Source organism: Ralstonia sp. 22086 (assembly GCF_052045975.1).
Lineage (GTDB): Bacteria > Pseudomonadota > Gammaproteobacteria > Burkholderiales > Burkholderiaceae > Ralstonia > Ralstonia wenshanensis.
In genome coordinates, this window is record NZ_JBQEPZ010000002.1 from 418,012 (window position 1) to 433,074 (window position 15,063).

The window sequence follows — 15,063 nt, forward strand, 5'->3', positions numbered from 1 at the left end:
GAATAGATCGTTGCTCCCGTCTGATAAATGCGGCTTTGCAGAAATAACTGTTCAGGCGGCGCTAACAATCTCCAGCCGCGGATGTTCCTTGAGCTGCAGGCACGGGTGGTCGGCAAACAGCGTCGCCACCCAGTCCACGAACACCCGCACCTTGGGCGACAGGTGCCGGTTGTGCGGATACACCACCGAAACGGGCACCGGCTCGGAAATATGGTCCGGCAGCACCTCCACCAGCGCGCCCGACATCAGGTGCTCGTACACCAGGAAGCGCGACGTCTGCAGCAGACCCAGGCCGTGCAGGCCGCACGCCACCGCAGATTCGGCATCGTTGACCGACACCATGCTGCGCACCTTGTGGATTTGCTTCTGCCCGTCGATCACGAAATCCCAATCCATGCGGCGGCCGTTGCGCGCAGAGAAGTAATTCACCGCCGTGTGGTCCTGCAGGTCTTCCAACGTCTTGGGCGTGCCGAAGCGCGCAAGGTATTCCGGCGACGCGCAATTGACCATCGACAGCTGGCCGATGCGGCGCGCAACCAGGCTGGAGTCCTGCAACTCGCCGCCGCGCACGGCGCAATCCACACCTTCCTGCACGAGGTCGACCGTGCGATCGCTCATGCCGATCTCCAGCTGAAGATCGGGGTACGCCTCGTGAAAATCGCGAATGCGCGGCACAAGCAACCGTTTGCCAATCGACGCAGGCACGTCGATGCGCAAGGTGCCGCGTGCCCCCGATGCGCTTTGCGAGAACGCGGCCTCCGTCTCCTCCAGATCGCCGAGCAGACGCACGCAGCGCTCGTAATACGCAGCGCCATCGGCGGTGACATTCACACGGCGCGTGGTCCGGTGCAGCAGGCGCACGCCGAGATGCGCCTCAAGGCTTTGCACCAGGTTCGTCACCGTGGCGCGGGGTAACTGAAGGCTGTCGGCAGCCTTGGTGAAACTGCTGGCTTCCACGACACGCGTGAAAACCTGCATGGCCTGCAAGCGATCCATCTGCGGCTCCTTAGGGACGGACTCCACGGGGCGGGCGCACTGCCCGAATCAAAACGGGCAATGCGCCGGACCTGTGGAATCAAGGGGTCTGCTCATGCTCATGCTCGAGCGCATGCACGCGCTCAGAGCATGCGGCGCGATCAGGAAGGCGGCGACTACGGGTTTTCGCAGTGCAACAAGATCGGCCTCGAGCTAGGACACTTTGTAGCACAACCGTAAATATTGATTGTTCGGCTGCAACTAATAGTGATGTCTGATTATAGGCATTTATCCGCGTTCGTCTAATCACCATCATTCAGCCCATCGATATCCGGGTTATCCGCAAAGGTAAGCCCCGCCTGACATCATGGGTTCTTCTCCACCGCGCCTCGTTGTTTCGGATCGTTCGCTCACCAGCGATGCGGCATCGGCCGCTGTTCGTCCAGCACGACCGTACGCAACGCCCGCCCCCGCAAATGTTGCACTGAATAACAATTTGCGCGGCGCAGCATCGACGCTGCCTGAGCAAGCTTCTGCGTGCAAGGAAACGGCTGGCGCGGTGCCGTTGCCGCGTGAGGTCACGGCCGAAGATTATTGGACGCAGGGCTACGCCAGCCGCATCCGCCTGCGCGTGTTCCGCCCGGAAACGCATGCCGACGATGCCGCCGCGCCGCTGCGCCGCCCGGGCGTACTGTATCTGCATGGCGGCGGTTTCGTGCGCGGCTCGATCGATGATGCCGATGCGCCGGCGCGCCACCTGGCCGCCACATTGCCGGCGGTGGTGGTTACGGTCGGCTATTCGCTGGCACCCGCCGCGCCCTTTCCTGCCGCACCCGAAGATGTGTACGCCGCGCTGTGCTGCATGGCCGACCATGCCAACGCGTGGGGCATCGACCGTCGCCGCATCGCAGTGGCCGGGCATGACGCCGGCGGCAACCTCTCTGCGGCGCTGACGATGATTGCGCGCGACCGTGGCGGCCCGAATCTGCGTGCGCAAGTCCTGATCGCGCCGATGCTCGATCCGACCATGGCGCGCATGCGCCCCGACCACCTGGCCGACGCCGACAATTCGGCCGAAGTCTGCGCCGATTGCTATCGCCAGTACCTGCCCCGCCCGACGGAGCGCGTGCACCCATACGCCGCGCCGGTGGAATCGCGCCGCCTGCAGGGCCTGCCCCCTGCCCTGCTGCTCACCGCGCCGCAAGACCTGCTGCGCACCGAAGCCGAGCGCTATGCCGCGTGCCTGATTGAAGCGGGCGTGGCCACACAGGTCGTGCGTGTGAACGAAGCCTGCCATGACTCGATTGCCATGAGCGCAGTCGCGCAAGACGAGATGACGTGCTTCCTGCGCTGGCACCTCGGCATGACGCGGCAGGCGGCAGCACCTCGCAAACGCCGTCCGCGTGCGGACCGCAAGGACCGCACCTCCATTGACCCGACCGGGGAGACGCCTGGCTGAACCCATACAACAAGAAACGGAGTGCGAGGCCGCCCGCGTATTTCTACGCTGCGGCCAACGCGCTTTTATCCAGTCTTTTTCTCTTTGCTTACCCAACAAAATCGAGAGAGTCATCATGAGCCTGTCCAAACGCACACTCGCCATTTCGGTTGCCGCCGTGCTCGGCGTTGCAGCCGTGGGCACCTACGGTCTGGTCTCCAGTGCCGGCGCATCGCAGCAGCCGGCCGCCGCGCCTGCCGCCACGCCGGTGGATGTGGCGCCGGTGCTGGCCAAGAACGTTTCCGAATGGGACGAATTTTCCGGCCGCATCGAAGCCGTTCAACGCGTTGAAGTCCGCCCGCTGGTGAGCGGCACCGTCACCGCCGTCCACTTCAAAGACGGCAGCATCGTCAAGAAGGGCGACGCGCTGTTCACCATCGACCCGCGCCCCTACGCGGCCGAAGTGGCCCGCACGCAAGCCGCGCTGACGGCCGCCAAATCCCGCGTGGCCTACACCACGTCGGAGCTGGACCGTGCGCAGAAGCTGGTGGCCGACAACGCCATCGCGCGCCGCGAGTTTGAAGAGAAGGAAAACGCCGCACGCGAGGCGCAAGCCAACCTGCAAGGCGCCGCCGCCGCGCTGGAAGCCGCCAAGCTGAATTTGGAGTACACGCATATCGTGGCGCCGGTCGCGGGTCGCGTGTCGCGCGCCGAAATTACCGTCGGCAACATCGTCTCCGCCGGTGGTGCTGCGCCGGTGCTGACCACGCTGGTGTCGGTCTCGCCGATGTACGTGGCGTTCGATGCGGATGAACAAAGCTACCTGCGCTACTCCGCCAAGGCGGCGCAGGGCGCGAAGACGCCGGTCTACATCGGGCTGGCCAACGAAGACGGCTACACGCGCGAAGGCGTGATCCAGTCCGTCGACAACCGCCTGGATGTGCGCTCGGGCACGATCCGCGTGCGCGCCACGCTGGACAACGCCGATGGCCGCCTCACGCCGGGCCTGTACGCCCGCGTGCGCATGAGCACCGGCGCACCGCACGACGCCATCCTCATCACGGACAAGGCCATCGGCACGGACCAGGACAAGAAGTTCGTCCTGGTGGTGGATGCGGCCAACAAGACGAGCTATCGCCCGGTGGTGCTGGGCGCCTCCATCGACGGCCTGCGCGTTGTGAAGTCGGGCCTGAAGGCCGGCGAGCGCATCGTCGTGAACGGCATCCAGCGCGTGCGCCCGGGCGACGCCGTGGCGCCCAACACGGTCACCATGGATAGCCTGGTCACCAAGCGCGTGGTGCTGCCGGGTGCACAACCCGAAGCGCCCGCAGCACCGACCGAAGCCAAAGCCGACGCACCCGCTGCGCCTGCTGCCAAGGCCGAGGCCGAGGCCAAGCCCGCCAACGCCAAGACCGCCGCCACCGCGCAACGCCTGCCGGCCGACCGCGCTTGATTTGCGACTGAACCTCATCGCTCACAGCCATGAACTTCTCTAAGTTTTTCGTGGACCGCCCGATCTTTGCGGGCGTGTTATCCACGCTGATCCTGTTGATCGGGATCATCTCGATCTGGCGATTGCCGATCTCGGAGTACCCCGAGGTCGTGCCGCCTTCGGTGGTGGTGCGCGCGCAGTTCCCGGGCGCCAACCCGAAGGTGATTGCCGAGACCGTCGCCTCGCCGCTCGAAGAACAGATCAACGGCGTCGAGAACATGCTCTACATGCAGTCGCAGGCCAACAGCGACGGCAACCTGACCACGACGGTCACCTTCAAGCTGGGTACCGACCCGGACAAGGCGCAGCAGCTCGTGCAGAACCGCGTGTCGCAGGCGCTGCCGCGTCTGCCCGACGTGGTGCAACGCCTGGGCGTGACCACCGTCAAGAGCAGCCCCGACCTGACGATGGTGGTGCACTTGCTGTCGCCCAACGACCGCTACGACATGACGTACCTGCGCAACTACGCGGTGCTCAACGTCAAGGATCGCCTTGCACGGATCAGCGGCGTAGGCCAGGTGCAGCTGTTCGGCTCGGGTGACTACTCGATGCGCGTGTGGCTCGACCCGAACAAGGTCGCCGAACGCGGCCTGACGGCCAACGAAGTGGTCAAGGCCATCCGCGACCAGAACGTGCAGGTGGCAGCTGGCGTGATCGGCGGCTCGCCGTCGGTGCCGGGCACGGACCTGCAACTGTCCGTCAACGCACAGGGCCGCTTGAAGACCGAACAGGAATTCGGCGACATCATCCTGAAGAGTTCGCCCGATGGCGCTGTCACGTACCTGCGTGACGTGGCCCGCATCGAGCTGGCTGCGTCGGAATACGGCCTGCGCTCGCTGCTGGACAACAAGCAGGCGGTGGCCATTCCGATCTTCCAGGCGCCAGGCTCCAACGCGCTGCAGATTTCGGATGACGTGCGCAAGACGATGGCCGAGCTGAAGGAAGACTTTCCCGAAGGCGTCGACTACCGCATCGTTTATGACCCGACGCAGTTCGTCCGCTCCAGTATCGAAGCGGTCACGCATACATTGCTGGAAGCGGTTGCGCTTGTGGTGCTGGTGGTGATCCTGTTCCTGCAAACGTGGCGTGCGTCGATCATTCCGCTGCTGGCGGTGCCGGTGTCGATCATCGGTACGTTTGGCCTGATGCTGATGTTCGGCTTCTCGATCAACGCGCTGTCGCTGTTCGGCCTGGTGCTGGCGATCGGGATCGTGGTGGACGATGCCATCGTGGTGGTGGAAAACGTCGAGCGGAACATCGCCGAAGGGTTATCGCCACGCGAGGCCACGTACAAGGCCATGCGCGAGGTGAGCGGCCCGATCATCGCCATTGCCCTGACGCTGATTGCCGTGTTCGTGCCGCTGGCCTTCATGACGGGCCTGACCGGTCAGTTCTACAAGCAGTTCGCGCTGACCATCTCCATCTCGACCGTCATCTCGGCCTTCAACTCGCTCACGCTGTCGCCGGCGCTGGCCGCCCTGCTGCTCAAGAGCCACGATGCGCCGAAGGATTGGCTGGCCCGCACGATGGACAAGGGCCTGGGCTGGATCTTCCGTCCGTTCAACCGCGTGTTTGGTGCGGCATCGGAATCGTATGGCCGCAGCACCTCGCGCGTGATCGGTCGCAAGGCCGTCATGCTCGGTATCTACCTGGCGTTGATCGGTGCAACCGCGCTGCTGTTCAACAAGGTGCCGGGCGGCTTCGTGCCGATGCAGGACAAGCAGTACCTGGTGAGCTTCGCGCAACTGCCGGACGGTGCCTCGCTTGACCGCACGGAAGACGTGATCCGCCGCATGTCCGACATCGCCCTCAAGCACCCCGGCGTGGAAAGCGCCGTGGCGTTCCCGGGCCTGTCGATCAACGGCTTCACCAACAGTCCGAGCGCCGGCATCGTGTTCGTCACGCTCAAGCCGTTTGACGAGCGCAAGGCGCCCAACCTGTCGGGCGGCGCCATCGCGGGGCAACTGAACCAGCAGTACGGCGCGATCAAGGACGCCTTCATTGCTGTGTTCCCGCCGCCGCCGGTGCAAGGCCTCGGCACGGTGGGTGGCTTCAAGCTGCAACTGGAAGACCGCGGTTCGGTCGGCTACGAGCAACTCTTTGCCGCCACGCAGGCCTTCATGGCCAAGGCACGCAAGACACCTGAACTGGGCCCGTCGTTCTCGAGCTACCAGATCAACGTGCCGCAGTTGAATGCCGACCTTGACCGCGTGAAGGCCAAGCAGCTTGGCGTGCCGGTCACGGATGTGTTCGACACCATGCAGGTGTACCTGGGCTCGCTGTACGTGAACGACTTCAACCGCTTCGGCCGCACGTATCAGGTGAAGGTGCAGGCAGACGCGCCGTTCCGCGCCCATGCAGAAGACATCCTGCAGTTGAAGACGCGCAACACCGCCGGCGACATGGTTCCGCTGTCTTCGCTGCTGCGGGTCTCGCAAGGCTTCGGACCGGACATGGTGGTGCGCTACAACGGCTACACCGCTGCCGACATCAACGGTGGCCCCGCGCCGGGCTTCTCTTCGGGCCAGGCGCAGGCGGCGGTGGAACGCATCGCGCATGAAACGCTGCCCAAGGGCGTGCGCTTCGAGTGGACGGATCTGACGTATCAGCAGATCCTGGCCGGCAACTCGGCCGTGTGGATCTTCCCGATCTGCGTGCTGCTGGTGTTCCTGGTGCTGGCTGCGCAGTACGAAAGCCTGACGCTGCCGCTGGCCGTGATCCTGATCGTGCCGATGAGCCTGTTCGCCGCCATGCTGGGCGTCTGGCTCTCGCATGGAGACAACAACATCTTCACGCAGATCGGTCTGGTGGTGCTGGTGGGGCTGGCGTGCAAGAACGCGATCCTGATCGTGGAGTTTGCGCGCGAGCTTGAGCTGCAAGGACGCACCATCGTGGAAGCCGCCATCGAGGCTTGCCGCCTGCGTCTGCGCCCGATCCTGATGACGTCGATCGCTTTCATCATGGGCGTGGTGCCCCTGGTGGTGTCGACCGGCGCCGGCGCGGAAATGCGTCATGCCATGGGCGTGGCCGTGTTCGCGGGGATGCTGGGCGTGACGCTGTTCGGCCTGTTCCTCACGCCGGTGTTCTACGTGCTGCTGCGCACGCTGGCGGCACGCCGCGGCCAGCGCTCGGAAGATGCACCCGATCGTGATCTGGACCTGGATGGCGCGCTGCCTGTGCCGTCGACCCAGCACTAAGGTCAACACTCATCAAGACATCGCTATGAACGCGTCGACACAACAACAAACGGGTCCGGCCACGCGCGCCGGCCGCTGGACACCGCTGGCGCTGGCCGCCGCGCTGTTCCTCGCGGCCTGCTCGCTCGCCCCGACCTACGAGAAGCCGGACGTTGGCACGCCCAACGCCTTCAAGGAAGCAGCGCAAGCGACCGATGCACCGCTGGCCGCAAACGAGCAAGGCAAGTGGAAGACCGCCGAGCCCGCCCTGCCCGCCGACGGCGCGTGGTGGAAGATCTTCAACGATCCGACGCTCGACAAGCTCGAAGCGCAGGCCGCTGAAGCCAGCCCCACGCTGGCCGCCGCCGCCGCACGCGTCACGCAAGCGCGCGCCTTCGTGCAGGCCAACCGTGCATCGCTGTTCCCGGAACTGGATGCGGGCTTCGGCCCGACGCGCCAGCGGGCTTCGGCGGCATCGGCCGGCTTGCCGGTCGGCGCGCCCGTGCAGCCGCAGACGTACTGGCGCGCGCAGTCCACGGTGGCGTATGAGGTCGACCTGTTCGGCCGCGTGCGCAACAACATCGATGCCGCCGGCGCCGACGCCGAACGCGTCGAAGCGCTGTACCGCGCGGCCCGCCTCTCATTGCAGGCCGACGTGGCACAGACGTACTTCAGCCTGCGCACGCTGGATGCAGAAGAGGCGTTGCTGGCTCGCACGCTGGTCGGCCGTGAAGAGGCGCTCAAGCTGGTGCAGCGCCGCTTCAACACGGGCGACATTGGCGAACTGGACGTCGCCCGCGCCGATGCCGAACTGGCCACGGCACGCTCCGACCGCATCGGCGTGCAACGCCGTCGCGCGGTGCTGGAACATGCGCTCGCAACGCTGCTGGGCAAGGCACCGGCTGATTTCACGATGGGCGCAGACCCGCTGCAATCGGCCGAAGTGCGCGTACCGGCCGGCCTGCCCTCCGCCCTGCTGGAACGCCGCCCCGACGTGGCCGCCGCCGAGCGCTCGATGGCTGCTGCCAACGCGCGCATTGGCGTGGCGCGTGCGGCGTTTTTCCCGCAACTGCAACTCACGGGCGGCTTCGGCTACGAGTCGCACGACATCGGCGACCTGCTCAAATGGGGCAGCCGCACGTGGATTCTCGGGCCGCTGGTCGGCACTGCGCTGTCGCTGCCCATCTTCGACGGTGGCGCCCGCAGCGCCGGCGTGAAGCAGGCGCGTGCCGCGTATGAAGAGAACGTTGCCAACTACCGCGAAAGCGTGCTCGTCGCCTTCCGTGAGGTGGAAGACAACCTCTCGGAACTGCGCCTGCTGGCCGATCAGGCCAAGGCCCAGGACGACGCCGTGCGCGCCTCCACGCGCGCCGCGCAGCTGTCCCGCACGCGCTACAACGCGGGCTCGGTCAACTACCTGGACGTGATCGATGCCGAGCGCAACATGCTGTCCGCCGAACGCATCGGCGTGCAACTGGCCGGCAGCCGCGTGAACTCCACGGTGGGGCTCATCAAGGCACTGGGCGGTGGGTGGGGTGATCTGCCGCCGGCGGTACAGCCTAACGCGGCCAATGCGGCCAATGCGGCCAAGCCCGCAACGGTGGCACAGCAGTAAGAATTTCTCTCCTCTCTCTCTGGAAAGCGAGATCTGCGCGGCTTCGGCCGCGTTTTTTTTGTGGACTGCCTGCGATCCACAGTCATGTCATCTTCGCGCAGCGCCGCGCGACATTCCCGCCCGTCACGGGAATGCGTCAATCTGTTGTTACTGGCTGTAGCCGCGCCGCTCTATGGCGGCTAACACGTCCCACGTCTGCGGATCAACATCGCGCCCGCCGAGCGACATCGATACGTAGGCATCAATCGCATCCACAAAGCCTTTGATGAAGGCCGGTGGAAATGACTGCGTGGAGAACACCTGAAGTTGTTCGCGCAGCATGCCCGGCCGGCATTGGCCGTGTGTGCACATGGCGGTGCGCGTGCGCTTGAGATACGCCTGCGCTGCGATGGCGCCGTTCAGGTAGGTGCGGTTCTTGGTGAGCCGCCCTGTGTCGGAGGACGTGGGCGCTGGGCTCGGTGGTGCGGGTGGAGAGGGGTAGGACGCGGGGCGCGTCGCGTCGGAAATCGGCATAGGAGCCTCCTTGGGATTGAAGGAGCCTCACCATCTCGGCGCTAAACGAGGGTGGCGGGCCTGACGATGGTGTTAGCGACCCGGTCCCAAGGAAACCGGTAGACCCGAAGGTCTCACCATCCGGCCCGCCAAAGTAGGCGCGAACGGAAGCAGCAGTGCGACTGCATGCAGCAATCGTCCGCCTTGGTGTTTCAGGTCGCTAAACCAGGCTGCCGTTGGTGCGGCAGCGGGCCGATTATAGCGGCGCAGGCGCCTTCCAAGTTCCGATTCCGTCTATCAGGCTCTGAAGCGCAAGGGCCGTGCGCGCACCGGGCATTCCGCTTCGCAGCGCGCGAAGACCAAACCTTTCGGAAGCAAACCTGACCCCTAACCCACCGTCGTTGCCCCGCAGACTGCGGAGCGCCGCAGTTTTCGGTGCGCGCATGGGTCCTAAACATTCGATTTCCACAGTCCGAGAGCGGCGCGCGACCATCAAACAGTGGCGCACGACCCTTGGAAGGTCAAACGCGGCCCAAAAACATTCGCCCCATCGGACCTCCGAGCCCCGAGCCCCGCCCTCAAACCGTCGACGTTGTCCAGTTGAGGCCGACGCTCGAGTGTCTGAGGCTCGATGGCGGGTGTCGGAGGTCGAAAATTTCGACCTCCGACTGCGGAATGCGAGTGTTTGAGGCTCGCATTCCGCCCGCAGAGGTTCACGTTCGACGGTTGGTGGTCCACGTTCGAGCCATAAGGGCCCGTGACCGGCAGTTCAGCTGCGTCTTTTTGCCCCCTATCAGAGCTTGATCTTCGTTTCCAGGAATTCGAGGTACTTGGGATCGTCTTCGAGAAAGATGTCCAAGCCGCCGCCCATATAGGCGCGGGTCAGTTCATCAGCCGCCTTGTCGAAGTTGCCCTGCTCGTAGTAAAGCTGGCCGAGGCGAAGATGGATGTACGGATTGCCCAAGCCCTTGGGACACTGCACGGCGTTGTAGAAGCACTTGAACGCCTTGTCGAAATTGTTCGTGCGGAAGTGGACGTCGCCAATGGCGACATAGATCCAAGTGGCGGCTTCCCAGTCGAGCGGGTTGTCGGGCAGCAGGCGTAGTGCGGCGATGTAGTGCTGTTTGCCGGCGTCGAGGTTCCCCTGCTCTACCAGTTCGTCGCCTTGCTTACAGAGGTCGGTGATTTGCGCGTAAAGCGCATCCGGAAGTGTCTTGCTCATGCTGTGTGTGCTCTAGCTCTAATCAATGTCGTCAATGCTGAAATAGCCGGCCTTTTCCTCCGGCGTTGCCGGTGAGTCATAGGTCGTACCCATCTTCGCGCCGTTACTTCTGTTGATACTCTTAGGCTCCAACTCGTAGTTCTTTGGATCGTTCATGAATTCGCGCACTTCTGGCGATCGAGGGCCATAGTAGCGCCCTTCCGTATTCCAATAATCCACGGCCGACTGTTTGTGGCCCATGTCTGTTTGATCGATTGGGTACCATTTTCCATCCGCACCGAGAACCTCCCGCCCGTCGCCCTCCCCCTTCAATGTGCCTTCCTTGCGCATCCGGTCCTGTACTTCACGCCCGACCGGCGAATCCTTTGAAGGCGTCGAACCCATGTATTTACTGCGGTTCGACATGCCATCGCCGTTCATTCGCTGCCACCGCAAGACATCCGGGTTGGAGGGTGCCGGCAGCTTTGCATAGACCTCCCCGTTATCGCCCACCTTGATCTCAAGAGGCTTGCCGTTCAACGACTTCGAAAGCTTAGCGGCATCCTCGACTGACAACCCCATCTCACGCAATGACTTGTAGTTGGCATAGCGTTGTTCGCACACCGCCAACCCAAGCGGATCCATCTCCCGCAACGGGTTCTGCACATAGCCCTGTGTACGGTGCCCACCGCGGATGGCGATCGGGTCAATGCTGAGATAGCAGCCGCTGTCGGGGTCGTAGTAGCGGTTCAGGTTGTAATGCAGCCCCGACTCTTCGTCTGCCCACTGCCCCGCAAAACGCAGACTGGTGTCGGGGGCGGCTTCTGCAGCATGTGCCTCTTCGCTGATCCGCCTGCCCCACAGGTTGTAGCGGGCAGACCAGACCTTCTCACCTGTGTCCCGGTATATCTCCAGCGGCAGGCCGGTGGGGGCGTTGAAGATCGCGTACATCTGGTCGCCGCATTCCTGCGCCAGCGGTGCGAAGCTCTCTGGCTCGAAATGCCAGGTCGTGACAGCGCCCGTTTGCCCATCGCGGCCGCATTCGCACCGTTCAGCCAGCGTGTAACCGTCCCACAGGAAGCGCTGCGCGCGCCCGGTCTCGACATGCGTCTTCTCAATACGCCGGCCGAACGCGTCGTAGCGGTACATCCATGTTTCGTTGGCAGGCGTGTGAACTTCGGTCAGGCGGTTCAGGCCGTCCCAGGCGTAACGCCATGTCCGAGGGTGTTCGCCGGGTTGCTCGATGGTCTTTTCGACGACGCGCCCGCGAGCGTCGTAGCGATAGTGGATATGCCCCGCCTGAACGGGCAAGCCACCTGCTAGGTAATCGTGTCGATCGACGGGACCTCTACGGCCATGCGCGGCAATGTTCCGGGATACATCGTAGGCATAGTGCTCTGCGGGCTGCCGAACGCTATCGAAGGCGGTGACCTGTCCGCGCGCGTCGTGCGTATACACGAAGCTGTCTGCATCGGTATCGATCTGGGTCAGCTGCCCCGCAGCGTCGTAGCGGAAATGCTGACGCGTCAGGCTCTGCAGCGCTTCGACAGGGTTGACCGGCAGCGCGTCAAAGGCCGCACGGGGGCCGGCCGTCTGGCGCTGCAGGCGGTCTACGGCGTCGTACTGCCGCTGCAGAATGAATTCACCGGCCTGCCGACCCGTTTCGCGGCCAAGCAGATCCCGCTGGATGGTCATGCCGCCAACCTGCGTCAGGGCGCCGAGCGCATCGTACTCATAGCGTGTTTCCCGATGCGCGGTCTTGCGCGCCTCGCGCCGGCCCCGCGCGTCGTAGGCATGTTGGAGGCGCTGGCCGTGCTGATCCTCCTCGATCAGGCGGCCCCTGCTGTCGTAGCGGAAGCGGATGACGTGCGTGGACTCGCTTTGCACCGCGGCAGCGGTCATGCGCCCCGCCGCGTCGTACCGGTAGACGAGTTTGACGTCGCCCGCGTCGATCGCCACAGGCCGGTCGCCCGCGTCATATCGATACAGCCAGACACCGCCGTCCGGCCACGTCTTCTTGACCACCCGCCCGGCTGCATCGCGCTCATAGTGTGAGACTCGGCCGCCCCAGTCGATCTCGGTGACAAGCCGCCCAGCTGCGTCGTAGCGGTACTCCCACACCTCACCGCGCGCATTGACGATCCGCACCGGCCGCGTTGCATGATCGTACTCAAAGCGGGTGGCATGGCCGGCGGCATCGGTGGTGCTTGTCAGCAGATCGAACGGACCGTAGGTATGGCGCGTGATCCGGCCCAGCGGATCGGTGTTCGCCACCGCCAGCCCTTCTGCGTTGTAGGCGGTGCGATGCATGCTGCGGTCCGGCAGTGTGGTCAGCGCCCGGTTGCCGCGCGGATTGTCCACGCCGGCGGCGTAGTCGTGACGCGTCACGTTGCCGTGCGCATCGACCTCTTCGAGCAGGCGCCCAAGCACATCGAAGCGTGTGCCCTGCTTCGCGCCCGTGGGCAAACGCGTGCTGATGAGCCGAAGCTGTGCGTCATAGTCGAAGCGGGTTTCCTGCTCTCCCTCGACCGCCCGCAGAAGCTCACCCCGTTCACCGTACCGATAGCGTTTGACCTGCCCATCTGGTTCGGTGCGTGCCATCAGCCGATGCTTGTCGTCATACTCCATTGCCACGCGATCGCCGTTTGGCTGCACCACAGCCGCAAGGCGACGCTGTGCGTCGTACTTGAACAGCGTGGCGCCGCCGGCGGCATCGCCCATGCTGGCCAGCCGGCCCTGCGTGTCGTATCCAAAATCGGTGCGCCGCCCGAGCGGGTCGGTTTGAGACGCCAATCGGCCAAGTTGCCACTCGCGTTGAATCACATGCCCAAGCGGGTTCACCTCGCGTGTGACCAGTCCTTCGGCGTTGTGGGCGTAGAGCCATTCACCATCGATATCGAGCACACGCGTGACGCCGTCCTCATAGACGAAGCGGCCGGTGTGGTAACCCTCGCGTGTGCCGGTCTCGACCACGCGGCCGAAGCTGTCGTAGGCGTAGCGAACCTCTGTCTGGTCGGCGTCGCGCCAGCTCGTCATCCAGCCGTGCGCCTCGTAGGTGTAGTGGAACTCACCATGCTGGAAACTCGACACCTGCGCGAGCATGCCGCCTTCATACAGGTAGTCGGCCAAACGTCGTGTCTCTCCCGACTCTTCGAGCAAGGTAATGCTGGACACCGTGCGCAGCGCGCCCGGATACGTCAACACAAGCGCGTAACCCGTCGTGTGTCGCAGCTCGGTCAGCCGGCCATGGGCGTCGTACTCGAACGCGATGGCATTGCCGCTCCAGTCCTCGATACGCTCGATGCGCGATACGGCGCCGTCGACCAATGGTGCAAACCACAGGATATGGCGCGTTTCATCGTCAAGGACGCGAGGTGCGGTTCGCGTGCCCTCCAGGCGATAACGTGGTTCGCGCAAGTTGATGCCGTTGAGATCGGCATCGGGGGCCTCAAAGGTGATCGTGAGCCCACCACCATCGAAGAAACGAACGAGGCGGCCTTCATCCAACCGCAAGCGCTGCGACCAGTTCGTCGACCACCTTGGACCAAGCAGGCCCTCGTCATCCGAACGCGTGCGGTAGCGCCGCGTGAGCACTAGAGGCAGAACGCCGGGAATCGACACGTCTGTGCGGATCTCCACCATCTCGCCGGTCGCCACGTCGATTGGGTCTTTGCAGTTGGTGGCGGTTTCGTCTTTGACGCCATCACGTTCGGCCGACTTGTTCGGCTCTCCCGGCGCCTTGCCGCCGATCATGCCGCCCAGTTTGGCCCCAAGCAGCCCACCCACGAGACCCGCAAAGAACTCCTCGCCGGCTGTCAGCTCGGGGTTCTTCGGCCCGAACTGCCCGGTGGTCTTGTCGATCAAGACGCTCTTGCGCCCAGAGTTCACCTTGCCGCTGCAATGGCTCGAATGGCCGATGCGCACAAGCGGCAACTGATTGACGGTGATGGTGAGACTGCCTTCGACCAGCGGCTCAGGCCCGGGGTGCTTATCGCAAGCGATGATGTCCGTCACACGCGCCGCGGCTTTGCCTTCGAAGGTGACATTGCCTGAGCCAGACGCGATCTTTCCGCAGTTGCTGCCCATGCTCTGGCTGGCTGCGGCCAAACCGCTTCCGAGGCTCAGGCCACCTGCCATACAGGCACCCACGATCACCGCACCGGCCAGCCCACCGGTCGCCACCGTCGCGGCAACCGCGGCTCCAATGGCGACCCCGATTGCGAGACCGGCCACCATGCCCCAGAAGCCCGATGAATGCGCGATGTCGTCACCCACGCACGCCGGGTGCGGATCGCCCTTTCCGATGCTCAAGCCCAGCTTGTCGCCAAGCCATTCGGCGCCTTTCTCAACGGCGCCGGTGACACCAATCTTGCCAAGCAGCCACGCACCGCCCAGTGCCACCACAGCGGGCACGGCGGCCAGCGCTGCGGCACCTGCCGCAGCCGCACCGGTCGCGCCCGCAGCGGTTGCGGCGGTGCCAGCGGCGTACGCGCCATAGCCAACGTCGGCGCCCAACATGCCGTAGTTGGCGCCGTCCACCCACTTCATCTGCGACTGCTTTTTCGCCTCGCCGTCTTCCAGGTTCTGAAGCGCGGCCAAGCGCTCGTCGGCGGTGCCGCTCGGCCCGGTGGGAGTGCTCGGTGTGCTTGGATCTTGATCCGCCATGGCAGCGCT

The 15,063-nt window shown here is 64.5% G+C and carries 8 protein-coding genes; 4 read left to right on the forward strand and 4 right to left on the reverse strand.

Annotated features, from left to right (window positions below; genetic code table 11):
- Positions 1-51 precede the first annotated feature (51 nt).
- Complete coding sequence (locus tag ACTJK6_RS10980) at positions 52-996, reverse strand: LysR family transcriptional regulator (protein ID WP_232039721.1); 945 nt, start codon at positions 994-996, stop codon at positions 52-54.
- A 346-nt stretch (positions 997-1,342) separates the two neighbouring features.
- Here ACTJK6_RS10980 and ACTJK6_RS10985 point away from each other — a divergent pair, with 346 nt between their 5' ends.
- From ACTJK6_RS10985 to ACTJK6_RS11000, 4 genes are all read left to right on the forward strand, one after another.
- Positions 1,343-2,434 (forward strand): alpha/beta hydrolase, encoded by a 1,092-nt coding sequence (locus ACTJK6_RS10985; protein ID WP_440839043.1) that lies wholly within the window; start codon positions 1,343-1,345, stop codon positions 2,432-2,434.
- 115 nt (positions 2,435-2,549) lie between these two features.
- A complete protein-coding gene (locus tag ACTJK6_RS10990) occupies positions 2,550-3,866 on the forward strand; it encodes an efflux RND transporter periplasmic adaptor subunit (protein WP_440839044.1) in 1,317 nt (438 codons plus the stop codon).
- Between the two features lie 29 nt (positions 3,867-3,895).
- Positions 3,896-7,102 carry an efflux RND transporter permease subunit gene (locus ACTJK6_RS10995; protein WP_316879474.1) on the forward strand — a complete coding sequence of 1,069 codons (3,207 nt, stop codon included), beginning with the start codon at positions 3,896-3,898 and terminating at the stop codon, positions 7,100-7,102.
- Positions 7,103-7,127: 25 nt separating this feature from the next.
- On the forward strand, positions 7,128-8,696 hold the full coding sequence (locus tag ACTJK6_RS11000; RefSeq protein ID WP_440839045.1) for an efflux transporter outer membrane subunit: 1,569 nt from the start codon (positions 7,128-7,130) through the stop codon (positions 8,694-8,696).
- Positions 8,697-8,843: 147 nt separating this feature from the next.
- On the opposite strand, the gene ACTJK6_RS11005 is transcribed toward ACTJK6_RS11000, so the two are convergent.
- The 3 genes from ACTJK6_RS11005 to ACTJK6_RS11015 all read right to left on the reverse strand — a co-directional run bounded on the left by ACTJK6_RS11005 (position 8,844) and on the right by ACTJK6_RS11015 (position 15,054).
- The gene (locus ACTJK6_RS11005) at positions 8,844-9,209 is read right to left on the reverse strand and encodes a hypothetical protein (RefSeq protein ID WP_440476824.1); all 366 of its coding nucleotides are present in this window, start codon (positions 9,207-9,209) and stop codon (positions 8,844-8,846) included.
- Between the two features lie 772 nt (positions 9,210-9,981).
- Positions 9,982-10,410, reverse strand: a complete 429-nt coding sequence (locus ACTJK6_RS11010) for a tetratricopeptide repeat protein (protein WP_316870833.1) — start codon at positions 10,408-10,410, stop codon at positions 9,982-9,984.
- Between the two features lie 18 nt (positions 10,411-10,428).
- A complete protein-coding gene (locus tag ACTJK6_RS11015) occupies positions 10,429-15,054 on the reverse strand; it encodes a DUF6531 domain-containing protein (protein ID WP_440839046.1) in 4,626 nt (1,541 codons plus the stop codon).
- Between the last annotated feature and the right edge of the window lie 9 nt (positions 15,055-15,063).